General features: G+C 63.7%; 16 protein-coding genes and 3 pseudogenes. 11 read left to right on the top strand and 8 right to left on the bottom strand.

Annotation, left to right across the window (positions count from 1 at the left end; all coding sequences use genetic code 11):
- The first annotated feature begins 14 nt into the window (after positions 1-14).
- Together ACQPYR_RS29550 and ACQPYR_RS29555 are read left to right on the top strand one after the other, a co-directional pair.
- Positions 15-1,541 (top strand): class I adenylate-forming enzyme family protein, encoded by a 1,527-nt coding sequence (locus ACQPYR_RS29550; RefSeq protein ID WP_433622205.1) that lies wholly within the window; start codon positions 15-17, stop codon positions 1,539-1,541.
- Between the two features lie 71 nt (positions 1,542-1,612).
- The gene (locus ACQPYR_RS29555) at positions 1,613-3,112 is read left to right on the top strand and encodes a class I adenylate-forming enzyme family protein (RefSeq protein ID WP_433622206.1); all 1,500 of its coding nucleotides are present in this window, start codon (positions 1,613-1,615) and stop codon (positions 3,110-3,112) included.
- Between the two features lie 490 nt (positions 3,113-3,602).
- Here the strand turns inward: ACQPYR_RS29555 and ACQPYR_RS29560 are convergent, their stop codons facing one another.
- Both ACQPYR_RS29560 and ACQPYR_RS29565 read right to left on the bottom strand, forming a co-directional pair.
- Positions 3,603-4,604 carry an alpha/beta hydrolase gene (locus ACQPYR_RS29560; RefSeq protein WP_433622207.1) on the bottom strand — a complete coding sequence of 334 codons (1,002 nt, stop codon included), beginning with the start codon at positions 4,602-4,604 and terminating at the stop codon, positions 3,603-3,605.
- Positions 4,605-4,618: 14 nt separating this feature from the next.
- Positions 4,619-5,377 carry an SDR family NAD(P)-dependent oxidoreductase gene (locus ACQPYR_RS29565; protein ID WP_433622208.1) on the bottom strand — a complete coding sequence of 253 codons (759 nt, stop codon included), beginning with the start codon at positions 5,375-5,377 and terminating at the stop codon, positions 4,619-4,621.
- A 190-nt stretch (positions 5,378-5,567) separates the two neighbouring features.
- On the opposite strand from ACQPYR_RS29565, the gene ACQPYR_RS29570 reads away from it, so the two are divergent.
- Entirely contained in the window at positions 5,568-6,221 is a 654-nt protein-coding gene (locus tag ACQPYR_RS29570; protein WP_433622209.1) for a TetR/AcrR family transcriptional regulator, read from the top strand.
- Positions 6,222-6,748: 527 nt separating this feature from the next.
- Positions 6,749-6,963 (top strand): annotated as a pseudogene (locus ACQPYR_RS29575) (IS1380 family transposase); the annotation flags it as partial.
- A 346-nt stretch (positions 6,964-7,309) separates the two neighbouring features.
- Here ACQPYR_RS29575 and ACQPYR_RS29580 read toward each other — a convergent pair.
- The 4 genes from ACQPYR_RS29580 to ACQPYR_RS29595 all read right to left on the bottom strand — a co-directional run bounded on the left by ACQPYR_RS29580 (position 7,310) and on the right by ACQPYR_RS29595 (position 10,084).
- Positions 7,310-8,449 carry an LLM class flavin-dependent oxidoreductase gene (locus tag ACQPYR_RS29580; protein WP_433622210.1) on the bottom strand — a complete coding sequence of 380 codons (1,140 nt, stop codon included), beginning with the start codon at positions 8,447-8,449 and terminating at the stop codon, positions 7,310-7,312.
- A gap of 70 nt (positions 8,450-8,519) precedes the next feature.
- The gene (locus ACQPYR_RS29585; protein ID WP_433622211.1) at positions 8,520-9,356 is read right to left on the bottom strand and encodes an alpha/beta fold hydrolase; all 837 of its coding nucleotides are present in this window, start codon (positions 9,354-9,356) and stop codon (positions 8,520-8,522) included.
- A complete protein-coding gene (locus tag ACQPYR_RS29590) occupies positions 9,353-9,694 on the bottom strand; it encodes an SDR family oxidoreductase (protein WP_433635275.1) in 342 nt (113 codons plus the stop codon). Before ACQPYR_RS29590 ends, ACQPYR_RS29585 begins: the two co-directional genes overlap by 4 nt.
- A 21-nt stretch (positions 9,695-9,715) precedes the next feature.
- Positions 9,716-10,084 (bottom strand): hypothetical protein, encoded by a 369-nt coding sequence (locus tag ACQPYR_RS29595; RefSeq protein ID WP_433622212.1) that lies wholly within the window; start codon positions 10,082-10,084, stop codon positions 9,716-9,718.
- A gap of 211 nt (positions 10,085-10,295) precedes the next feature.
- On the opposite strand from ACQPYR_RS29595, the gene ACQPYR_RS29600 reads away from it, so the two are divergent.
- Together ACQPYR_RS29600 and ACQPYR_RS29605 are read left to right on the top strand one after the other, a co-directional pair.
- Positions 10,296-10,820 carry a flavin reductase family protein gene (locus tag ACQPYR_RS29600; protein ID WP_433622213.1) on the top strand — a complete coding sequence of 175 codons (525 nt, stop codon included), beginning with the start codon at positions 10,296-10,298 and terminating at the stop codon, positions 10,818-10,820.
- A 94-nt stretch (positions 10,821-10,914) separates the two neighbouring features.
- Positions 10,915-11,430, top strand: coding sequence for a nuclear transport factor 2 family protein (locus tag ACQPYR_RS29605; protein ID WP_433622214.1), 516 nt, complete (start codon positions 10,915-10,917; stop codon positions 11,428-11,430).
- Between the two features lie 1,009 nt (positions 11,431-12,439).
- Here the strand turns inward: ACQPYR_RS29605 and ACQPYR_RS29610 are convergent.
- Both ACQPYR_RS29610 and ACQPYR_RS29615 read right to left on the bottom strand, forming a co-directional pair.
- Positions 12,440-13,681 (bottom strand): 3,4-dihydroxy-2-butanone-4-phosphate synthase, encoded by a 1,242-nt coding sequence (locus ACQPYR_RS29610; RefSeq protein ID WP_433622215.1) that lies wholly within the window; start codon positions 13,679-13,681, stop codon positions 12,440-12,442.
- A gap of 1,003 nt (positions 13,682-14,684) precedes the next feature.
- Positions 14,685-15,716: an alpha/beta hydrolase gene (locus tag ACQPYR_RS29615; RefSeq protein WP_433622216.1), complete on the bottom strand. Its 1,032-nt coding sequence runs from the start codon at positions 15,714-15,716 to the stop codon at positions 14,685-14,687.
- A 1,273-nt stretch (positions 15,717-16,989) separates the two neighbouring features.
- On the opposite strand from ACQPYR_RS29615, the gene ACQPYR_RS29620 reads away from it, so the two are divergent.
- From ACQPYR_RS29620 to ACQPYR_RS29640, 5 genes and pseudogenes are all read left to right on the top strand, one after another.
- Positions 16,990-18,639 carry a CocE/NonD family hydrolase gene (locus tag ACQPYR_RS29620; RefSeq protein ID WP_433622217.1) on the top strand — a complete coding sequence of 550 codons (1,650 nt, stop codon included), beginning with the start codon at positions 16,990-16,992 and terminating at the stop codon, positions 18,637-18,639.
- A 343-nt stretch (positions 18,640-18,982) separates the two neighbouring features.
- Positions 18,983-20,649 (top strand): annotated as a pseudogene (locus ACQPYR_RS29625) (FAD-dependent oxidoreductase).
- Between the two features lie 531 nt (positions 20,650-21,180).
- A pseudogene (locus ACQPYR_RS29630) lies at positions 21,181-22,149 on the top strand (nitrate- and nitrite sensing domain-containing protein); the annotation flags it as partial.
- Between the two features lie 156 nt (positions 22,150-22,305).
- On the top strand, positions 22,306-23,394 hold the full coding sequence (locus ACQPYR_RS29635) for a sensor histidine kinase (protein ID WP_433635276.1): 1,089 nt from the start codon (positions 22,306-22,308) through the stop codon (positions 23,392-23,394).
- A complete protein-coding gene (locus ACQPYR_RS29640) occupies positions 23,391-23,795 on the top strand; it encodes a roadblock/LC7 domain-containing protein (RefSeq protein ID WP_433622218.1) in 405 nt (134 codons plus the stop codon). The genes ACQPYR_RS29635 and ACQPYR_RS29640 overlap by 4 nt, the downstream gene beginning before the upstream one ends.
- Positions 23,796-23,840: the final 45 nt, after the last annotated feature.

A 23,840-nucleotide genomic window follows, 5' to 3' on the forward strand; every position in this document is an offset into this window, starting at 1 on the left:
GACGGAGGGGTTTGATGAACCTCTCCGTCGTGCTCGAGATGGCGGCGGCCGGCTTTGGCGACCGCGTGGTCGCCGGCCGCCGTGCACATGGATTCTCGGCCGCGCAGCTGCTGGAGCTGAGCGTTGGTGGTGCGCGGCTTGTGCAATCCCACGACGCAGACGCTGTCGTCTTCCTCGATGTCAACGGCCCGGCGTTTCCGGTCGCCCTGTTCGCCGCGGCCCGTGCGGGCGTGCCCTTGGTGCCGCTGAACTACCGCTTGGCCGACGAGCAGCTTGCGAAACTTCTGGCCCGTCACCCGGGCGCCGTGGCGATCGGTCGGTCCGCCGCCCAATTGGATACGCGGATCGGTGTTCGTGCCTGGACGGCAGCGGAGTGGCTGGCGGCCTGCGAGACCGAGGGCGGCGTCGAAGGCGCGGCGGAGCCGGCTGACGAGGCCGCAGTGATCATCTACACGAGTGGCACGACCTCAGAGCCCAAGGGGGCGCTGCTCAGCCACCAGAACCTGCTGAGCTACGTGTGGGGCACCGTCGAGTTCGCATCGGCGGGGGCCGAGGAGGCGTCGCTGGTCAGTGTGCCGCCGTATCACATCGCGGCGGTCGCGAACACGATCACGAACCTCTACGCCGGGCGCCGCACCATCGTGCTCGACCAGTTCGACGGCGCCCAGTGGCTGGAGCTGGTCCGGGCGGAGGGTGTCACCCACGCACTCGTCGTGCCGACGATGTTGGCCCGCATCGTCGGCACGGATGGAGACCGTTCCGTGCCGACTCTCCGCTCGCTGGCCTACGGCGGAGCCAGTATGCCGCCTCAGGTGATCGCCGAGGCGCTCACCGTCTGGCCGCACGTCGATTTCGTGAATGCCTACGGCCTGACCGAGACGAGTTCGACGATCTCGGTCCTGGGGCCGCAGGAGCATCGAGCCGCGCTGGACAGCGGCGACCCCGTCGTCCGGGCTCGACTCGGCTCGGCAGGCCGACCGGTACCCAGCGTCGAGGTGGAGATCCGTGCCGAGGACGGGTCCGCACTGCCCGCCGGGGTGGTCGGACGTATCTGGGTGCGTGGCGAGCAGGTCTCTGGACGCTACGTCGGCTCCGGGTCGACCCTCGGAGTGGACGGGTTCTTCGACACCCGCGACGAGGGCCAGCTAGATTCCGAAGGCTACCTTTTCGTGGCCGGGCGCGCCGACGACACCATCATCCGCGGCGGGGAGAATATCGCGCCGGCCGAAATCGAGCAGGTCATCCTCGGCCACCCGGATGTGCTGGACGTCGTCGTCGTGGGCGTCCCCGACCCCGAGTGGGGCCAGCACCTCGAAGCAGCAGTCGTGGCCAAGCCGGGCCACCAGGTCGACCCGGAGGAGCTACGCACCTTCGTCCGTCAACGACTGCGCGGCTCGAAGACGCCGGACCGGATCCTGGTCTGGGCAGACCTCCCGCGCACCGAGACCGGCAAGATAATCCGTCGAGAGGCGCTGACACAGATCCAGCAGGACCGGCGGAGATCGGCCACGACGGGCACGTCGCTCGACTCTGTACGGTAGGTAACTCAAATTCGCCGATAACGCGAAGAGGCCGTCTCAGACGGCTCGGTAACATTCGAGGAGCAAGGTTCGTGTTCTACGACATCGGCAGCATCCTGACGCGCTCTGTCGACAAGTTCGGGTCGCGGCCCATGCTGTCCTGGCATGGCCGGACGATGACATACAACGAGGTCTACGAGCAGGCCACCCGATTCGGCAGCGGGTTGCTTGCGCGTGGCTTAGCCCCTGGTTCGCGGCTCATGCTCTCTATGCGCAACTCCCCCGAGTACGTCATCGCCATCTTCGGTGCCTCTCTGGTCGACATCACCCCGGTCCCGGTGAACCGGCGCTACGCGTTGCGCGACATCCGCCACATCGTGAACGACACCGCCGCGCCCGCTGCGCTGATCGACGTCGACGGCCCCTTCGCCGACCTCGTCGACGACGAGGCGCTCAATGTCGACTGGATCATGGCCGGAGAACGAGGCTCGAACAAGAGCACCTTCGAGGACGTCCTGCGCGCGGGGGCGTCGACCCAGCTGCCGCAGTTGTTCCTCCCCGACGAGGCAGAGAGCGCTATCCACTTCACCTCGGGCACCACATCGTTGCCCAAGGGCGTCATTCGCTCACACGTCTCCAACGCGTCGATGGCGCTCGGCTGTAACGAGGCGAACCGCGTCGATGGCGACACGACCTGGCTGGTGGCGCTGCCAATGCACTCGTCAGGTGTCCACGGGTTCATCCTCGGCGCGCTCATGGTGGGCGGCAGGTTCGTCCTCTGCGACTATGACGAGAGCACGCTCGGCCAGGTGATCGATGAGTACCAGATCACCCACGCGGCCATGGGGCCGACGATGTACCGCGCTGCCGCCACCAGCCTCCGCAAGGCGAACCTGAGCACCCTCCGCCGTGCGCTGTCGGGTGGTATGACCAACTCGGAGGCGACGCTACGCTACATGGAGGATGTCTTACCGGTGCCCGTGCTCGGCAGCTTCGGCATGACCGAGGCCACCATGGTCACATTCTCCACCGACGAGGTCTACGCCTCCGGCCGGGTTGGCTCTTCCGGCTACCCGACGAGCATGATGCAGGTGCGTGTAGTCGACCCGAGCGGCAACGACCGTCCACCTGGCGAGTTCGGCCAACTACTGCTTCGTGGCGCGACGTGCTTCACCGAGTACCTCAACCTCCCGGGCAGAACAGCCGAGACGCTGATCGACGGCTGGCTCCACACCGGAGACAGGGCGTACCTGGACGTCGACGGGGCGGTGACTGTTAGCGGCCGCCTCGGCGAGATGATCGTCAGCGGCAACGAGAACATCTCCCCAGCCGAGGTCGAAGAGACGATCGCTCGGCTGGTCGGCGTACAGGACGTCGCAGTGGTCGGCGTCCCGAGCGAGAAATGGGGCCGGGAGGTGCGCGCCTTCGTCGTCGCCGAGGACGCCGGGGTCACCGAGGCTGCGGTGCAGGAGTTCTGCCGCCAGCACATCGCCCGCTACAAGGTGCCCAAGCGCGTAGTCTTCATCGACGAGTTGCCCAAGGACAACCTGGGCAAAGTGCAACGGCGCAAGCTCACCGAGATCGACGCCTAATTCTCGATCCGTGGAAGGGCTGCGTCTTTTGATCTTCGTGTGGACTCGTTGATCTTGGCTGCGGTCGGGAGCGTGATAGCAGCGATGAGCTGCTGGTCTGCCCAGCTTTCCACGCATCGGTTTCTGGTCGGGCCCTATTCGGTGGCGGCGGTCAGGTCCGGCCGCCGTCGGTGGACTGGTCGCGAATACCGTTGTCACAGAGGACGATCCATGTGTGGCCGGGGACCAGTGCGCCGGTAGTGCAGCACGCAGACCAGCGCACGTCACGAGATCCTCACCATGAACTAATACCCGTGCCCGCGGCCAGCCCTCAGGCAACTTCACTGCCAGTGCCTTCTCGGATCGAGCCGGACCAGAGACCTCGACACTCCCGATTCTCTCCATCCAGAAGGCGCTGTCTCATTCAACGCGCCGAGCAGCCACCTCATCTGGTCCACGGATCCGGGCCAATTCTTAGAGGTAGACGGTCACAACATTCGTCAATGTGCGCTCACCTGACAGTATCTGTGGGCGCGACGGGCCAGCCCGCTGCCAGGATCCGCTCGATGAAGGCCGACCGGTTCGCGCGGGCGTTCCGCGCGAGGGTCGTGTCGGCGGCCATCACGTCGAACCCGTGGAACCCACCCGGGTAGACATGCAACTCGACAGGCACGCCGTCTCGGCGCATCCGCGTCGCAAGGTCCAGGCCCTCGTCGATAAAGATGTCGCTCGAGCCGACGTCGATGAGCGTCGGAGGCAGCCCGGCGAAGTCGGTGCAGCGCGTCGGGGCCGCATAGACCGGCACGTCGTCGGAGCCGTAGAGGTCGCCGAGGTAGGCCGCCCAGCCGGTCCGATTCGAGATTGAGGTCCATGGCGCACCATCGCCGAACGCGGTGCTAGAGGGAAAGCTCTCCTGGTCGTCGACCATCGGTGCGACCAGCACCATCCCACACGGCAGTCGCTGCTCGTGGTCCCGACGCCAGAGCACCGTACCCAGGGCTACGCCGCCACCGGCGCTCGGCGCGAAGAGGAGCACCCGATTAGCATCGACGCCGAGAGCTGCGCTGTCATCGAAGAGCCAGTCCAGGGCTACCACGCAGTCGTTCATGGGCGCTGGGTAGGGGTGCTCCGGAGCCAGTCGGTACTCGACGGAAGCAACGACGGCGCCCAGTTTCATCGCCAGGTCGAGCACCCGGTCCAGGCCAGTGAAGCGATCGCCGGCGACGAGGCCGCCGCCGTGGATGTGCAGGATTGCCGGCCGGGACCGAGCATTCTCTGTGTCTGGGATCAACACCAACATTTCTAGCTCCCCGTCGTCGACGGGAATCGAGACCTCCGACACCGCGAGGCCGGGCCCGATACGGTCCAGCGGGTCGCCGGGCATCATCCCGGCGACGAGGGCACGCTGAGCTTCGATGCCCTCAGGACGGATCGGCGCGATCACCTCTGGTGGAATGCGCCGCAGAGCCGCTGCGAGCTCCGAGTCCAGCTGCGACCAGAAATCGTCCTGCACTGCTGCTCCTCTCCTCAAAAACGCCCACCATCGACGGTGACCACCTGACCACTGGTGAATGACGAGGCATCGGACGCGAGGTAGAGCAGCGCGCCGACGACCTCATCGTGCCGGCCGACGCGGCCCATCGAGATACGGTCGAGAATCCCCCGCTTGCGCGTTAGGCGGGTCATCCCCTCCTCATGGCCCAGCCACGCGATCGAGCCCGGGACGATGCAATTGGCCCGGATGTTGCCTGGGCCCCACTCCTGGGCCATGTACTTGGTGAGCAACATCAGCCCACCCTTCGCCAGCCCGTAGGCGGCGAAACCAGGAGTTGGAGTATGCCCCGTGGAGGATCCCAGCGTGACGATCGAGCCGCCGCCCTGACCCATCATGCGTGGCGCCAGCCCACTGCACAGGGCGACGCACCCGCGCACGATGAGGGAGTAGGTCGCGTCCCACACCTCTGCCGGTGTGTCCACAAGCGACGCGCCGCCCTCTAGCCCGGTCACGGCGTTATAGACGACGATGTCGACTCGTTCGTAGGCGTGCCACGCGCGCGCTGCAGCCAGCTCCGCGTCGGCGACCACACTCAGGTCGCAGGTGACCGACCGGGCCTCGGATCCCCCTGCGGCGACCCGGGCGGCGAGCGCGTCGAGCGCCTCGCCGGATCGCCCGATCAGCACCAGTCTCGCGCCAGCACGGGCGAGCGCCAGCGACAGATCGCTGCCCAGGTGGCCGGTGGCGCCAGTGACAACGGCGACCTTGCCGGTGAGTTCGAAAGAAAGCATCTCGCCGCGAGATTAGCATATTGCCAATCTGGTCACAACGAGCCTCGTAACACTTGGTGCCCTGCCTACCCGGCTGAGTAGACTGGGCGGTAGATCAGGCTGTAGGCTATTGTTTTAGACACTGTGTATAGTCGCGCGTGAATAGAGAGAGATGCCACGAGCAAACGGAAGGCAGGCTCGCGGACGAACCATGCCAACAACCCCCTCGTCGAGTTCCAGCGACCGGCACCGCGGCGCCGCAGGCACAGAGCACGTCGAGTCTGGGGCGTCCGGCAACCGGGAGCAGACCGAACGGATCATCGAAGCGGCGGCGTTACAGCTGCTCGCTGACAACGGTGTGCTCGCTGGACTTAACCTGCGCGAGGTCGCAGACAGCGCCAAGGTCAACCGCGGGCTGGTCTATCACTACTACGGGACGCGACGCGAACTCCTTCGTTCGGCGCTGCGCCACCGAGCGAAGTCGACGCCGACCTGGGGCATGGACGCAAGTCGCGCGGAGCAACCGTTCGTCGAGCGCACGCTCAACGACCTCGCCAAGATTGCCTCGCTCCAAGACCAGAACACGCTGATCACGCTGCTTCACCTCGATGGTGATCCCGACATCCGAATCCTGCCTGGCAAGCGACTTGTCATCGCTGTGCTGCAGCAGGACCAGCGCGACGGCGACCTGCGGTCCGACCTGGACGTAGAGGCACTGCACGCGATGCTGTCCGCGCTTTTCACCGGGTACTCGCTGTACCGAACCCGCTTCGCCCAGGAGATGGGCCGAACCGTCGAGGAGCTCGACGATGCGGCACGCGAGATCCTGATGCGCTTCCTCGACGGCGTGACTCAATCCAAATGACCGTGAGGTACGCCGACCACACTGCGCCCTGAATAGCAGCTGTTTAGCGGTTACTTCCGAGGATGACGATCGGGCTTAACGCGTCACCGTCCGGCTTGAACCGGCCAACGGCGTCCAACGGACGGCGCCATCGAAATCGTGCAGATCTCCGCGCACTGGATCGGCGCCTCGGAGGAGCTGAAGGCTTGGCCTGCAGGTGCGTGTTGGAGGGACCGAGGATAGTCGGGAAAGCCTGACATCCAGCGGCAGATCTCCGCCGTTCTCGGCAACGAACTGGTTCATGAACAGGTAGACCGTCACCGAATTGAACCCTGCAGCCCCGGTCGATTCGGAAGTGGCGGAGGAGTCGAAGGCTTCGAGCTGTTCCGTGACTTGGCGCGTGCTTCGATCAGCGCGGCGGTCTCCTCGGGCCGGACGCGGCGTCTGGTCAGCGACGGTCATGGTCGCCGGGCGGTTGAGGTAGCCGACATCGATGAGCCAGCTGATCGCGGTGGACGGGTCGGGGTTGCAGGCTTCGTGACGAGCAGATCGACTCGCTGCTGCTACCGGTGTATGGGCACGCCAAGCAGGGCGCATCCCGCGGGTACACCAAGATCGCGGGCAAACATGTTCTGCGCAAAGGTCTTTCACCATGGGGACCACGATCAGCACCGATCTGGCTGCGCCGGTGATCCCAGGAATGCGGCTGCGCGACGGGCAAGCCGCGTCCGCCAAAGGACAGCCACGCTGTGCCGCAAGATCATCGCCGTTCGTGCTCGGTTCGCGCGTCCGCAGCGAAAACCCGTCCCGCATTTGCCCGCTCACTGACCTCGGGCCACCGCATGGCGGCAGCTGTGCACGCGACCACCACCACACTCTCAATCGCCGAACACTGGTAAACCGTCCCTACGACCGGAGACAACAGTGGAAAGGCCAGGTAGACCAGCGCCTACTTGCCTACCCAAACCTAGGCGCCCGCGCGCCCGCGGCGCGCGGGCGACCGAGAAACCGCATCGGTGCATCGAGGCCAAGTGCGAGTCGTCCTCCTGGAGGTCGGACCAGCCGCGAACGCCCAGGCAGGTTGCTTGGTGGCGGCTGCGGGCACGACCTCAGAAGTAGCCAACGTTCGCAGGGTGCTTGGGGTTGTCGTAGATCTCCTCGACGAAGCGTGGCAGGACCTTCTCGGCGTAGAGCTGCATGCTGTCAACCGTCACGCCGAAGCCCATGGTTCCGGACTGCATCTCCATCAGGAAGTTTCCGAAGCCGCCGACCCGCTCGTAGAAGGTTTCCATCTGACGGAACACGGAGTCCGGGCTGCCGACGAAGAAAATGCCGTCATCGACGAGCTTCTGGATGGGCGCGCTGCCTATCTTGCGCAGTACTTCGGCCATGCCACCCGAGCTGTTCTGATCGCGTAGGCTGCGCTGGAGTTCCTCCGCCCGAACTTGCGCTGGCAAGTATCCGGGCACATCGATGAATTGCGACGGCGTGTGTTCCTGGCTGGTGAAAAACCACTTCAGCTTGGTCGCCTGCTCATAAGCCTCGGCATCGGTCTTGGCGACGAAGACGAACCCGCTGTACGCGAGCAGATCGCGGTCCGGAGGCATGTCCATGGCTGCCCGCGTGCGGCGGTACGCGTCGAAGATCTCTCCGCAGGCCACATGGCCGTTAACCATCGTTGCCGTGACGTGTCCACGTCGGGCGAATTCGGCTGTCGAACCGGCACTGAGTGTGGTGGCCCAGATAGGCGGGTGCGGCTGCTGGTAAGGGCGCGGCCAGATGTTCACCGACCGGTGGTGGAAGAACTCTCCCTCCCAACAGAAGGCCTCGTCGTGCGTCGTCCACGCTTTCACGATGAGATCGACTGCCTCCCAGAACCGGGCCTTCTGCGTCACCGGGTTCGTGTTGGTCGGAGTCAACTCCATCGCCGAACCGCGGACGAAGCCAGCTTCGAGTCGCCCTCTGGACACAATGTCGATGGTCGCCAGCTCCGCCGCGACACGAACCGGCTCACTGCGGTTCGCGACGGGGTTACCCAACGCAAGCAGCCTCGCGTTCTTGGTGATCTTTGCGAGCGTCGCCAGGTGCAAGGGAAGGGCGCTGTTCAGACATGTCGGCGTGGCTTGATGCTCATTCAGCATCACATTCAGGCCGAGCTCATCTGCCGCGACGTAGATATCGAGGTAGCGGTTGTAGAGCTCGTGACCGATGTCCGGGTCAAACCACTTGTTCGGCAGGACCACCCGCACGGCCGGGATGGTCTCGCTCGGGGGGAGACTCGGGTACGGCATTTCGGTGAAAATGAAGCTACGAAACACGTTATGCCCTCTCCCTATCACGGCTAATTCCCACACCGGAGAGGTGGCCGACGATCAATTTCGAAACCTCGCCGGCGTGTGTCTGCTCGACGATATGGCCCGCGCCGCCAACAGTTGCCGCCTGCGCGCGCGGAATGCCCTCCACCACCATGCCGAACACATCTCGGTTGAGCACAACGCCGTCAGCATCGCCGCAGATCACGAGCGTCGGTGCAGCAATGCGGCGAAGACGCCGCGCGAGCTTGGGGTCGTGTAGATACGGTTGCCAGCCGTAGCGCGCGACCGACTCCTGGGCACGCGCCATAGCGAGAAACTCCTCGTCTGTCCACGCCGAGAAATCCGGCCATCGATCTCGCCCGCCATAGAAGGCGCGCATGACCTCCTCGTGGGAGACGGCAAACAGATCGAGATAGTCGCGACTCTCCCGGCTCCCCGCTTTAACCCCGATCGGCGAGACCAACACCACGCTCGCTGAATTCCGGGTCACCGTCGCTGCCATCTGCATGGCGATCCATGCGCCGAACGAACAGCCCACGATTCCCACTAGATTGTCGAGCTGCTCACACAGCTCGGCGTAGCGCTCCGCTAGATCGGTCGCACTGTCGACACCGGTTATAGTCGGCTCATCGTCCCAACCCGGATGACTCGGCACCACTACGCGGAACCGGGTCGCCAGCTCCCTTGCCAACGGCAGCACGCTCCCCCGGCCGTTCAGCCCGTGCAGCAACAGTGCCTGTGGTCCTGTCCCCATTGACAGGCAGGACACTGCCGAGCCGGCCACCTGCAGCTCTATCTCGGCGAACTCGTCAGTGCTTGTCGGCCTAGTCGACCCGATCATGCCGCTATCCCGTCGTCGACGGGCAGGTCCACCCCGGCCACACATGAGGCGTCCTCACCGGCGAAGAGCAACGTGGCCATCGCCTGCTGCCGTGGTCCGCCGACCCCGCCCAGCAATGTCGGGTCGGTGATGCGCTTCAGCCTGGCCGTATCGGTCAACGCGAGCGTCTTGTCAGTGGTCGTCGGCCCGGAACACACTCTGTTCGCCCTTCCGAGCGACGCGAGTTCCTTGGCCAAAGTCCGTACGAGCATCACTGCTCCACCTTTCGGGGTCTTGATAGGCGGTCTGGTGCGTCCGCGCGCGACCGGCGAGCGACGCAGTGATGATGAACGAGGGATACGGGTTGTCGACCAGAGTCTTCATCGCCGAGCGGGCGCCCAGTCAGGGGCCTTGACGTTGACCGATAGCAACATGTCGACGTTGTCTGGATCGATATTGAGCAACGTGCTGCGGGCCCGCCAGCGGCATTGGCCCAGAACACGTCGAGACGGCCGCAGTTCTCGAATGCGGCGGTCATAGGGGCGTCGTTGCTCGGTCGAGCTGTCGCCCGACACATCCACTGTGGTGCCGCCGGCTTCCAGCACCTGGCGAACCGTCTCGTCACGCCCACCTTGGTCGACGTCGTTCAACACAAGCCAGGCACCTTGGGCGGCGAAGACCTCCGCGCCGACACGCCCGATGCCAGCGGCCGCCGCGGTGATGATCGCAACCCGATCCGCCAATCGCATCCAGCCAACTGTTCCTTCGAGTCGGGGCACTCCGCTGAGGGGAAGGCCCGCATCCTCATCAACACAACGCGAATGTAGCATTATGCTATTCCGACGTCAAAGGGCGTAGACCAACCTCAGCCTTGCGGCTCGGATAAATGGCATGCAGTAGGGATAGTCAGCCTGGGAGATTTCGTCTAGCATTGCGTTAAATTACTTGAGGAGGCACTCGTTGCACGTCACCCGAAACCAAATGGACGAGGCGGTGCTGCGCAACGCGTTCGCGGCGTTCCCCAGCGGCGTCACGGTGGTCGCCGGCCTTATCGGCGACACACCGGCCGGTCTGACGGCGAGTTCTTTCACGTCGGTGTCGCTGAACCCGCCCCTCGTGTCGGTCTGCGTGGCGCACACCTCGACCACATGGCCGGTATTGCGCGGCGTGAGCCACTTCGGCGTCAGCGTGCTGAGCTACCACCAAGCCGACCTCGCGCGCGAGGTGGCGTCGAGGAGCGCCGCTGACCGGTTCAACGGCGTCCGGTGGCGCAGCACTGAGCACGGGGCAGTTTTCCTGGACGGCGCTGCCCTTTGGCTCGAGTGCTCGCTGCATGACCAGTTACCGGCTGGCGACCACGACGTCGCACTGCTCGAGATCCACGAACTGAAGACGTTCGACAGGAAGAGGCCGCTAGTCTTCCACCGCAGTCGCTTCCACCAGATCGTGCCGTGGACGCCGTGGCCCGACAACGACTTTGGTTAATGCCCCCCAACGAAAACCAACACATTCTGATCGGATCGGCTGTGAGCACTGTATGCAGGCCCGACAACTCCAACGTGACGAGAGGACAAAAGGAGTGACCGACGATACGCAGGCGCGCCTCGACAGGCTCGAGGCTCAGTTGCAGCGAGCGACGGATGAGCTAGACATCATTAAGTTGCTGGCCCGCTACGGGCCGGCAGCGGACTCAGCCGACCAGCCGGCGTACTCACGCCTGTGGGCCGACGGCGGCGGCCTCAACTCCCCGGTGCACGGCCTGATTCCGCAGGAGCGGGTAATGAGTGACGAGCTGCACCTCAAGTTGTGCGAGGACGGCGCCGCCCACGTGCCCAGCATCCCCTTCATTCGCATCGACGGCGACACGGCGGTCGCATACCACTACCACCGCGTGTACGTGCCAGGCCCTGAAACGAAGTACTTCTCGACCAAGGGAGCCGTCGTCGCCCGCCTCGCCTACATTCGCAACGACCTGGTGCGAACACCCGCCGGCTGGCGCCTGCAGCGCAGGACCTCGATCGCCCTTGCCGGCGACCAGACCAAGGACGCCCAACAGCTCATGGTCGAAGCGTCCGAGGCAGGCGCGCGCGACTGAGCGTCGGCCGTAGCCCTGCACTTCTACCGAACACCATCGATGTCCGTGGCGGTGGCAATCCCAAGGGTTCGATCCCGCGCAGTCGTGGGATTCGAGGGGATTCTGGGTGCTCGGCGCTGTCGACCACGGCGATAGATCCCGTATCGCTGGCGGCGTCGAGCTTCGCCATGGCCCCTGCGGAAGCGCAGGTTTGAACGAAGGTTCGGCATTACCTGTCGAGCAGCCCTTTCAGTCCCTCGCGGAGGAGGAAGAAGACGTCTTCTCCCCATGGTTTTCATGTCGGTGAGCACACTCATCCAAGTCCCTCGCCGGCCGCTCCCTACCCACAGGCCGAATATCCGTGCGGCCCGTCCACGGTGGCCCCGATAGCCGCCTCCGCCAGGACGCGCTCCACTGCTATCCGGAACACCCTTCGTTTGAGCACAACGCCGTCAGCGTCGCCGCAGATCGCGAGCGTCGGTGCAGCAATGCGGCGGGAAAGCCGCGCTAGGTTGAGACCGTGTAGGTACCGGTCGCCAGCCGCCCCGTTGGCTGCGACCGCTCGAGCGGTCATGTGAGCGTGCCGCCGTCGATGGGCAAGTTCCCCCGGCGATGAAGGACAAGTCGTCGCTAGCGTAGAGCGACGGCGGCCAATGCCTGTTCGCGTGGCTGAGTCCCGCACTAGATCGTCGTTGCACAACTGTGTCGAGATGTCTGTGGTCACGCCAACGACGGTGCCGCCCTCGTCCGACACCCACAGGACCGTTCGTCCAGGCCAGCCCCCGAGCGATATCACTGACGATCAACCGGTGATGATCGCAACCGGTCCGCCAATCGCGCCCGGCCAGCTGCTCACCTCGAGTCGAGGGGCCCGCCGGAGGAGGCAACGCGACATTGGCGGCGCCGGTGAGTCCGAGCCAAAGTAGCCCGGCCTCGATCGCGGCCGGAACGCTCGCCAGCGGCAATAATCTAGCGTTATGCTAGACAACGGCAATGGGGATTATGGTATGTGGGGGTCTCAGGAAACGGCTCAACCCGCGTCGACCACCGGCCGCGCGAGGTCGCGCGACGTGTCTCGGGTCACCCACTCGGGGAACCATGTCAGTTCGCTCGTCGGCAGCAGGTGTATCGAGCGGATCGCGAGCCCGTCAAGTATGTCGGCGACGGCGGCGATGGTCTGCGGGTCGGTCGTGGTTTGGTGGTCGGACTGCACGCAGCGCCCGCCGTCGGCGACGACGCGGTCCAATACACTCGCAGGATTGTCGGCGCTAGCGTTCGAACCGCGCAGGTAGACGACGACGCCAGCGCCCGAATCCATGACGGTACGCAACGCGGCACCCAGACGCTCCCGGCACTCGCAGCTCAGCGATCCGAACACATCGCCGATGACGCACTCGTGGTGAACGCTCGCGATAACCCTCGCCTTGCCCTTGACGTCGCCGAACACGAGCGCAAGGTGTTCGACTCCATCGCCACAGGTGAAGCCGACGGCACGGAAATCCCCACCCAGCAGCGGTATCCGGGCCGCAACGGTGCGCACATCGCTGCTCAACCGCTGGGCGTGGACGATTTCACCGATGGTTAGGAGCTGCAGGCAGTGGTTCGCCGCGAATGCCTGAGCCTCGACGGCAGTGGCCATCGCCCGCGGGTCCTCGACGCTGACCAACTCGGCAAGTGCCACCGCCGCGGCACGCCCGGAGTGAGCGGCCAACTCGAGCGCGGCCTCGATGACCGTTCGAGCGCCGCGCAGGCCGTCGCGGTGCGCAACCACTGGCACGATGTGCCCAGGGCGCGTGAAGTCCGCGGCGGTTGATTCCGTTGCCGCCAGCGTCCGGATCGTCCGGGCGCGGTCGCGGGCGGAAATCCCAGTCGAGGTGTCGGAGACAGCATCCACGGTGACCGTGAATTTCGGCCTGTCGGCGGTGAAGCCGCCCGCCATCGGCGGCAGGTTCAACCGCTCGGCGGCGCCAGGCGACAGGGCGACCTGCACGAACCCCGACGTGTGCCGCACGAGAAACGACACCGTGTGGGTGTCCGCCAGATCGGCTGAAACCGCGATCCATGCGCGCCACTCGGGGGCATCCTCGGCAACGATCACGACTGGTCGGCCGCGGCCGAAGTCGGCCAGCGCCGCCGCAAGAAGGTCCTCTGAGCCGACGGTCAATGAACGGATAGCACGCACTGCCATGCCCCAAGGATATGTGCGGAAAATAGATGCGTCTAGCATTATGCTAGTCCGCTGCCCCAGCCCACCGGTGTACCGCGCCGCCAACGGGGCCAGAACACTCAGGAGCAACCGTGCACTCCAGGCGTAGCCAGATGGACGAGTAGCTATTGCGGACCGCATTTGCCGCGTTCCCTATGGAGTCACTGTGGTTGCAGGGATGCGTGGCGACGTACCAACCGGTCTCCCCTCAGTTCATGCTGCTGGCAGTCTGCGAAGTGTTTGAGATTCACAACACTGTGCGCCGAAGCAAGCCCGCCACCCGCGCAGCCACGGCACCGGAGCCGTCAAGACGGGGCACCAAACGGTTGCTCACCAGCCGCTCTCCAGACACCCGGAACGACGCCGACGCTACATACGTTTCTACCGCCGGCCCCAAACACTGGCCCCTCGCGCAGCAACGCCGGAGCGGAGAGCCATGACCACGGCGCCTTGCCGGACTATCATGCTGGCCTCTATCAGGCGCCGCCGGTCTAGTCGATCAGCGATTTCCGCACACAGCGCCCGAAGTAGCCACCGAAGGCGTGCTAGCACCTGCAAGACCGAGCAGGGCGTGATCGCGCGTAGCGAGGAAGCGACCGCACAGGGGGAGCCAAAGGACGAATCGATGAGCGATCACACAAGTCACGTCTGGAGAGGTTCTAAGCACGGCGTTCGAGGGTGACGCCGCGTTCAGCGAATCAGTTCACCTAGCGATGCAAGCCGCCAATTGCGATGGCGGTCTTATCATCGGGTGCAGATCCCTGAGACCGCTTTGCCTACGCCACGGCTGCCGCCCGCAACCAAGACCACCCGTCCAGTAACGGCAGGGTGCCCTTTTAGCACGGACGACAGCCGCCGCCGGTTACAAGAACCCTTCGATGGTGCGCGATCGTAACGCTGCGCGTGCGCCCACGGGACGAACTCCTGAAGGGCCACACGATGGCCGTCTCACATCACGACGCCACGCACGTCAGCGAGCAGCACGAACACCGCGCCGTGGACGCGACTTACGTCTGCGCCTCAGGCGCCTTTGTCGGCAACGAGGTAAATATCGCGGTCAGTAAATTCCTCACGCGACGTCCCCAAGGATGCGCCTCATCCACGGCACTCGGACTGATCTCGCAGATTGAGAAATCGCCGCATCAGAAGCTACGACATCGAATCCGTGAAATCCGCCGCCCCAAACGTGAAGCTCGACCTGGCCCCCGCAGAGCCAAATCTTAGAGGCATATGCGACAGCCTCGTCGCGGTAGATTTCGGACCCACCGACGTCTATGAATGCCGGAGGTAGACCCGAAAGGTCCGTGGCGCGTGCCGGAGCCGCGTACTGAGCGACCGTAGTCGTACCCCTGTGATCGCCCAGCAGAGCTCCCCAGCCCACGAGATTAGCTGAGCGGTCCCAAACGTCGAGACCCTCTCCCTGGATCACCGATGGCGAATCGCACCTGTCGTCGAGCATGGGAGACAGGAGCATCTGGCCGATTACGTCGGGCCCTCCGACATCCCGCGCCATCAAAGCTACGGCAGCGGCCAGGCCGCCCCCTGCACTCGTTCCGCCTAGGATGATGCGCCCAGCGTCAATATTCAGTTGCCGAGCGTTGTCGGCCAACCAGCGCAGACCCGCGTAGCAGTCGTTGACTGGTGCCGGGTAAGGATGTTCGGGCGCCAAGCGATAGTCGACCGCGACTACCGCGATTTGCAGTTCTTTCGCCCGCTCGAGGTAGCTGGTAATTTCTGCCATCCGCGGTTCCCCACAGATCATCCCGCCACCGTGAATGTAGTACGAAACTGCGTATGGACCAGGTGTAGCTGTCGGCCGGCAAACGAGCAATGAGACAGGCGGATCCGAAGCCAGGCCGGGAACGGTTACTTCCTCGAACTCAAATGCTCCGCCTCGAGAAAGGTCCCCATCGGTTAATCGACCTTGTCCAGCAAAATCTCGTAGCGAAGAGATGAAATTCTCGCTGTGCGGGTCAGGCAACAGTTCCTTGGCAGCGCGAAGAGCCGGGACCAGCTCAGGATCAATCGGCGGCAGGGGCCCGATCGTGACACCCGCGCTCGGTTTCCACATCAAGTTTGACATATCGCTATCCTGTTCCATCGGCCGTGTGGCCAGCCAAGGATAGGCCCTAGCGACAGTCCACACCAGGCCAGAAGGGAAAAGCCTGCCGCCTGACTCATGCAGGCACTACGGACCACCAAGTCGACTCTTCAGCCCCCGTTGACATCTTGCTAAGAAAATGCTCCGATCAGTGGGCTCAACGGACTGGTAGCCGTCCGGGGGCACGTGTAGGACCAATCGAAAGGAGGGCGCCTGCAATGGATGTCTTCAAGTCATTGGCGCTCTTCGCCCTCATCGGGCTCGGTATCGGCGCGCCGAGCCTCAGCCTGATGGCAGCGTTCAAGGGGACAGATGTCGCCAACTTTGCACAGGGCGCGATCGCCATGTTCGTCGCGTTCCAGTTCTCGGTGCTGCGCAACATCGGCGTCATGCACTTCCCGTGGCCGCACCTACTCCCGGGCTGCCCGACCAAGCTATCGACGGGGTGTCGACCGACTGGTCTTGGAAGTTGTTCCCCGCGACGCCCTGCACGTACAGCAGGGCGCCGATGGAGGCAGCGACCCGCACCAGGACGGGCGCCGCACCAAGCCGCCAAAATACAAGGTAGTGGGCGAAGGGCCCGAGCAAGAGCCCTGTCGCAATCGATAGCAGCTACGCCGAGACCTATCCCACAGCAGTGTCCGAAATCGTCAGATGGGAAAGTACCCAGGCCCAGGAAGCTGTTCCACATACCGATCGGTAGCGCCGCTCTCGATGCATTCGGCGCTCATAGTCGTCGGCATCGGCATCGGGCGCACGGCCTTATACCGTCACGCCCGCCTCGGGCGCGGCACCCGAGTGGGCCACCAACAGGTCCATCAGGGTTGAGATTGGGGCAGCCGTCAATCCGGTATTGCGGCGCGATCGCTTTCTCCAGTCGGCGAAGTCTGCGCGGATGACCTCCGCGCCCGGATTACCTGCGGTGGCGACACACTCGGAGCGTCACTTTTAATAGTAGATTCGTCAGCTTGACTGAGTGGAAAAAGTACCGGATGATGGACACTGCGGGCGGCAGATTGGCCCGCCCAGGTTGAGTTACCAGGAGAAATTCCGATGCCAACGTGGTGCCAAGCGCGTTTGCCGGGCCGCTCTGATCGGAATGCCTAGACTTCCGAACCGCTCCAGCCCGCCCCAAAGACGTCCCCGTTCGCTACAACACGACGGGTAACCATCGCTCTATTAGCAGAATCAATCCCGCCGGGGCCGGGGCCGCTTACTCGGATCAGTGAGGGCCTAGGAAAACACCGGCAACACTGAGGAGGAAGTCAAATCAATGGCGCTGCGACAGGTTGAAGAAGTTACACAGGGTCCGAAATTAAGTCATCGACTCAAATCTGCAGCAATGCGCTACGCGCCGGTAAGAAATAGCTATGAAGTCACACGCGGACTGCCGATTACTCTCCGAGATGGTGTAGCGATTCGGGCAGATCTCTACACTCCGACGGGCGGCGGACCCTTTCCGAGCATACTGATCCGGACTCCTTATGGCCGCAAGGCATCCGCAGCAAGCGCGATATTCTTTGCTGCTCGCGGCTACAACGTCCTGGTTACGGCCAGTCGCGGTACCGATGGAAGCGAGGGTACCTTCGAAGCGATGATTTGCGAGGCCGACGATGGCTATGACATCGTCGAGTGGATGCGAAACCAGCATTGGTTTGCAGGTAGATTCGCGACATACGGTCTCAGCTACATTGCCTATACCCAATTCGCACTCGCCGAGTACGAGATCCCGGAATGGGTGGCGATGATCGTGGCTATCGGACCGCACGACTTCAGTGGCGTCGCGCGTGGGCGAGGAGTTTTCGACCTGCGCAACTTCTATGAATGGTCGAATGTACAGTCTCGTCGTCACGATCCGCACGGCCCCCTCTACGGCATGGTAAAGAGCGCTTCCGAGAGCAAGACCGCACTGATGACGAGAGCATTGACGGACGCGCCGACCGCCAAAATGCGCGAACTTTCCCCCTGGTACGATGACTGGGTTCGCAATTCTGATCCGGCCGATGACTATTGGAAGCCTTACAACCATTCGGCGGCACTTGAACGAATCAGCCGTCCCGTATTACTCGAGGGCGCATGGAACGACCTCTTCCTGAGGCAGACCCTGACCCAATGGCGTCAACTTCAGGAAAACGGTGTGGATCTCGAAGTTCACATGTCCCGGGGTGGCCACACATCCCAACGAGAGCTCATTTTCAATTCGGCGCACCTCAATCGGGCACTGAACTGGCTCGATGATGTGTTCGGTGATCGTCGGCACGAAGGCCACCGGCAACACCAGGTCGCGGTCGGTGGCATCCGAAGCACTGTCATCACGCTGGAATCATGGCCACCGCCGTCAACTCCAATGCAGTTGTTCGGAGCCGCTGGCGCTGAGTTGCAGAACAGCAAGGAAGATGCGCGAGACAGTTGGACAACTTTCATCTACGACGCGTCTGATCCCACACCCGCCGTCGGCGGCAACATCATGGCTCTCCGCGGCAGTGGAAACGTGGATAATACCGATCTCGAATCAAGGCCGGATGTGGTCGTATATACGAGCGCCCCACTGACGGAGGACGTGCTCGTTTCCGGGCACCCACATGTGTCGCTCAATGTCGACGCTTCGAAGGAATTCGACATCTTCGCCCGCCTGTGCGATGTCTCGGGCAACAAGTCGATCAACGTATGCGACGAAATCACCCGCTTTTCGCGCGGCGGGCAACATCGCGTCGGAATCGACCTCGACGGCACTACCCACTTGTTCAAACGCGGCCACCGCATTCGTCTGCTGATCGCGGGCGGCGCCTTCCCGCGGTTCGACATCAACCCCGCACTTCGGCCCATCGACCAAGGACCCCACGGAGTGAACAGCTCGGTGACCATCCGCATCAGAGATCGAGACGTCGAACTGACGCTGCCCACCCGAGGGGACCTGGCCTGACGTGGTACTGGCTGAAATGACTGCTAGCTCGAATCGGCGGTTCCGAACTGGTTCAGCTGCGGAACCGTCACCACCCCCAAGGGCGGTGACCTGTTTGCTGACGGCGACGTGACGGTAAGGCACGTCGCCGGGAAGCGGACGAAATCGCCAGGTTCGAGCGCGACCGGATCAGTGAGCGGATCGTCTGCAGCCGACAGCTGGTGATGTACATGTGGTGCAGCGTCCTCGGCAGCCGGGGATCGGATGCCGCAGTCCTCCGAATGAGCTGTAACCCCCGACATTTCGCACACCCTGTCCCATCCCGGGTGGGGAATGCCCAATACGTTTCGAGGATCTGCGAGATATGGCCTACGTGATCACACAGCGTTGTTGCAACGACGCGAGTTGCGTACCCGAGTGCCCGGTCGATTGCATTCGCCCCACTCCGGAGCAACCCGAGTTCGCGACGACCGAGCAGCTCCACATCGACCCCGATACCTGCATCGACTGCGGTGCCTGTGTGGATGCCTGCCCGGTGGAGGCCATCTTCTCCGAAGACGATCTGACCGCTTCCCTGGCCCGCTTCCGCGATATCAATGCCGCCTACTTCCAGCGGTACCCGCTGGAGTCGAATTTCGATCCGAAGGTGACCCCGGCGCGTCCGCCCAAGGAACTGGGCACGCTGCAGGTGGCGATCGTCGGTGCGGGGCCGGCGGCCTGCTATGCGCCCGACGAACTGCTGAGCCGCGTCGATGTCGAGGTGGAGATGTTCGACCGGCTGCCGACACCGTGGGGTCTGGTGCGTGCTGGTGTGGCCCCCGACCATCCGGGCACCAAGTCGGTGTCGTCGATGTTCGAAAGCGCGTTCCGCCGCGACACCCTCCAATACCGGCTGAATGTCGAGGTGGGCAAACATATTTCGCATGAGGAGCTGGCCGCCCATCATCACGCAGTGATCTATGCCGTGGGTGCTTCCACCGACCGCCGCCTGGATGTTCCGGGTGCGGATCTGCCCGGCAGACATTCGGCCACCGAGTTCGTGGCCTGGTATAACGGGCACCCCGACTACGCCGACCGCAATTTCGACCTGACCGGTGAGCGGGTCGTGATCGTCGGCAACGGCAATGTCGCCGTCGACGTCGCGCGGGTGCTGACCCTGCCGCCCGACGAGCTGGCGAAGACCGATATCGCCGAGCACGCCCTCGAGGCGCTGCGCAACAGCAACGTGCGAGAGGTCGTGGTCCTGGGCCGCCGCGGCCCGCTGCAGGCCGCCTACACGTCCGCGGAATTCCTGGCCCTCGGGCATCTGAAGGGCGTCGACGTGACCATCGACCCCGCCGAGCTGAAGCTGGATCCTTCCAGCCAGGCCCTGCTCGACGATCCAGAGATCGAACCGTCGCTGCGCCTGAAGTATGAGCTGGCCCGGGAATACGCGGCCAAGGCACCGAACCCGGACAACAAGCGCATCGTGTTCCGCTACCTGGCCTCACCGACCGCGATCAGCGGCAACCGGAAGGCCGAAGCCATCGAGTTCGTGCACAACGAACTGGTCGCCGAGGACGGCAGGGTCGTGGCACGCCCATCCGATTGCACCCAAACGCTGGCGGCGTCGATGGTGCTGCGCTCCATCGGCTACCGCGGTGCCCCGATCCCGGATCTGCCCTTCGACGAGCGCGCCGGGATCGTGCCCAACGAACACGGCCGGGTGATCGCCGACGGCGCCCACGTGACCGGTGTGTATGTGTCGGGGTGGATCAAACGCGGCCCGCGCGGCGTGATCGGATCCAACCGGGTCGATGCCACCGAAACCGTGGAACAGCTGCTTCAGGACTTCACCTCCGGCAAACTCATTGCCCCCCAAGGCGATCGATCCGCGCTCGGGGCCCTGCTACCGAGCGGCAACCCGACGCCGTCGACCGCGAAGGCTGGAAAGCTATCGACACGGCCGAGAAGACCGCAGGCAAGGCAGGCGACCGCCCCCGCATTAAATTCACCGCCATCGAGGACCTGCTCAAAGCCGCACGCGGCTGAGCGGCTTCGCCACGCCCTGTCCAGGCGATGCCGATAGAGGTGAAAGCTGTCCCCCTAGTTATCCCAACCCAATCCAGCGTTCCGGAAAAGTATGATTCCGTTCATTGCCCTCTATCTATCGTTCATCGCTCTCTATATTTTCGGACGTTTCGTGATGCGTCCGGAACCACGCTTGATCCAGCGAGCCGATTCCCGCGCCTGTGCCACTGTCCACCCTGTTGGACAGACCGCGCCACGCACGTCGACTCGTATTTCTGCCAGCCCGCGATCCGGTGAACGCGTATGGTGAGACCACGCATTCCTTTGACTACCGCCACCCAGCGTGACGGATTTCCCCGTACAGGTGTGCGGCGCCACTTGGTTAGTGTTCGCGCGCGCGTTCTCGCTGTCGCATTGATCCTTAGTCTCGTTGTCACCGTTGCAGTGGCAGGTGTCGTGATCCATTTGATCGGACAGGCGCGGCAGGATCGCAGATGGGCCGATGCGCTTCTCCAATCGGCCCCGCACACTGTGGAATTCGCTGACGCCATCATGCGTGAACGTCAGTTGACGTTCCTACGAATCGCCCACCGCAATGTCACCGATGCCGAACTCAGGGCTCAGCGTCAGCGAGTGGACTCGAGCAGTCGTCTTCTCGCCGATGCGTCAGCAACGGTGATCGATGTCATTCCCGGAGCACTCGACGAGCTCGCCACGCAATTCAGCAACAGCATCCGTGATCTGGTCGATCTTCGTGCACGTGTCGATGCCGACACAGCGAGCCTAAGCGAGGCGTACGGGATCTATAGCCAGGTAAACGCGTTCGGAGCGCAAGCCATCGAGATCATGGCACGGAAAGCCTCCGACATCAGCGGTGCACTCGACGCGTCGACCACTGCGACGCTGTTTCGGGCTGCTGACTCGTTTTCGGCTGGGTACGCGCTCGTCAACTCGACTGCCGAAGACCACGGCCTCGACGGCGAATTGTTTCGGGAGTTCGTCGGGCGAGTCGGTGCATACCACGCCTCGCTTGACGCGGTTGCGCAGAGTACCGACGTCGATATGCGGAAACAGATCTCCGAACTGACATCCGGTCCGCAGTGGCAGCAGCTGGTTGCCTTCGAGAACTCGGTCATTCAGTACGGTGCTCAGGACCAGGCCGCAGTCAAAAGTTCGGCCCATCCGGTCACCGGCCCCTTGCAGACGGTGGATCTTGTTGCAATGCAACAGAACTCCAATGTGATGGCCGACCGAGTGAACGCGCTGTGGCATACCCGCTACGACTACGTGCAGCGCAGGGCCATCGCGAACGCCAACGACACCACGCGCACGGCGATACTCGTTGGCGGATTGGCACTTTCGATGGTGGCGGCGGCGTTTCTGATCACCTTGTGGCTGGCGAACCGGCTCACTCGGCGGCTCAAGCGGCTGCGCCAGCAGACACTAGCGCTATCGGAGGAGCAGTTGCCCTCCATCATGGCCAGCATCCGCGCTGGTGAGCTGGTCGACGTCGAGTTGGCATTGCCGGTCCTTGACTTCGGTCGCGATGAGATCGGTGAAGTGGCCAACGCATTCGACACAGCCGGGCGGGCTGCGGTCGCGGCGGCTGTTACCGAAGCGAAGACCAGAGAGACGCTCAACGCGGTCTTCTTGAATCTTGCCCACCGTAGCCAACTCATGGCGCACCGCCAACTTGAAGTACTGGATGCCGCGGAGGCTCAGCAGGAGGATCCAGCCTTCCTGGAGGTGCTGTTCAAGCTCGATCACCTGGCCACCCGAGAACGGCGCAACGCGGAGAATCTGATCATCTTGGGCGGCGAGCGTCCCGGCCGGCAATGGCGCAATCCGGTACCTCTGCACGCTGTCGTGCGCGGTGCGATCGCCGAGACCCACAACTACTCCAGGGTTCGGGTCGCACGGTTTCCGGAAGTTCGGATCAACGGGAGCGTCATTGCCGACGTGATTCACCTGTTAGCCGAGCTCTTCGACAATGCGACCTCCTTCTCGCCGCCCTCCTCTTGGGTTCAGGCTGCGGGAAGCATCGTAGGCAAAGGCGCGGCGATAGAGATCGTCGACCAAGGGCTCGGTATGCCCGCTGCGGAGCTCGAACGAGTCAATGAATTGCTCAGGAGCGCACCAGATTTCAGCCTGATGCAGCTCTCGAGCGATTCACGCCTCGGACTGATCGTGGTGTCGCAACTCGCGTCTCGAACCGGGATAAAAGTCCGTCTGACCGAGTCCGACTACGGCGGGATCAAGGCCGTGGTAATCGTCCCGTTGGAGCTGCTGTCCGCGCCGACCGACGAGCCGACTGCCAACGCCGCGGTTGCTAGTCCGCATTCGCGGAGCGATTTCGACATTGCACCCACGCAGCAGCTTTCGCCGGCAGAAAGACACTGGCGCGCACCGCCCGAGCATTCTCCGCTAACGACCCGTGACGGCTTTTCTGGGTCACCGTTCACTGATGCGACAACCGACGAGCAGCCCTGGGCCCCGATTCGCAATCCGTCCGGCGACGGTGCGCCTGCATACGAGCATCCCTCCATCCCTGATGGGAGACCGCCGCTACCCAAGAGGCAACGGCAGGAGAGTCTTGCCCCCGAATTGGCCGGGCCGCTCACAGCGGGTGGTCCCGCTTTGCCGAACCCAGCCAAATCACGTTCAGCCGAGCAGGCGCGAGACCTGTTCTCGGCGATCGAGACCGGGACCAGGCAAGGTCGCGAAGTTCGCCCCGATATCCACAACCACCAGGAAGGACACCAGTGACTGCGCGTGCCGCCGATCTCGACTGGCTTCTGGACGAATTGGCCCAGCGATTGCCTGGCGTGCGCCACGCGGTGTTGTTGTCGACCGATGGGCTTCTGATGGCGCGCTGCAGCACTACAGAAGAGGCTGACGCCGAACACTTCTGCGCAATGGCATCGGCATTGCACGGGCTGGCTCGCAGTGCTGGAGGCCGATTCGCCGGCGGCGAGGTGCGACAAGCGGTTATCGACTTGGACCACGCGGTCATGTTCGTGACCGCTGCGGGCCCGAACGCGTGCATCGGGCTATGGGCAGAGGAATCGGCCAATATGGGAATGGTTGCCTACGAAATGAACCAGACGGTTCAACGTGTCGGTGCCTACATGTCAGCGTCCCCGCGTCCGGACGTCCGATGTCCTTGAGCACGAATCGGCCCACCCGACGGAAGTTGCGTGCGACGTCGAATC

This window comes from Nocardia sp. CA-120079 (genome assembly GCF_050955745.1).
In the GTDB taxonomy this organism is placed as follows: Bacteria; Actinomycetota; Actinomycetes; order Mycobacteriales; family Mycobacteriaceae; genus Nocardia.

Bases quoted from the DNA above. Each gene is read 5' to 3' on its own strand.
- ACQPYR_RS29550 (WP_433622205.1), top strand. From the start codon at position 15: ATGAACCTCTCCGTCGTGCTCGAGATGGCGGCGGCCGGCTTTGGCGAC.
- ACQPYR_RS29565 (WP_433622208.1), bottom strand. From the start codon at position 5,377: ATGCTTTCTTTCGAACTCACCGGCAAGGTCGCCGTTGTCACTGGCGCC.
- ACQPYR_RS29570 (WP_433622209.1), top strand. From the start codon at position 5,568: ATGCCAACAACCCCCTCGTCGAGTTCCAGCGACCGGCACCGCGGCGCC.
- ACQPYR_RS29585 (WP_433622211.1), bottom strand. From the start codon at position 9,356: ATGATCGGGTCGACTAGGCCGACAAGCACTGACGAGTTCGCCGAGATA.
- ACQPYR_RS29595 (WP_433622212.1), bottom strand. From the start codon at position 10,084: ATGCGATTGGCGGATCGGGTTGCGATCATCACCGCGGCGGCCGCTGGC.
- ACQPYR_RS29615 (WP_433622216.1), bottom strand. From the start codon at position 15,716: ATGGAACAGGATAGCGATATGTCAAACTTGATGTGGAAACCGAGCGCG.
- ACQPYR_RS29620 (WP_433622217.1), top strand. From the start codon at position 16,990: ATGGCGCTGCGACAGGTTGAAGAAGTTACACAGGGTCCGAAATTAAGT.
- ACQPYR_RS29635 (WP_433635276.1), top strand. From the start codon at position 22,306: ATGGCGCACCGCCAACTTGAAGTACTGGATGCCGCGGAGGCTCAGCAG.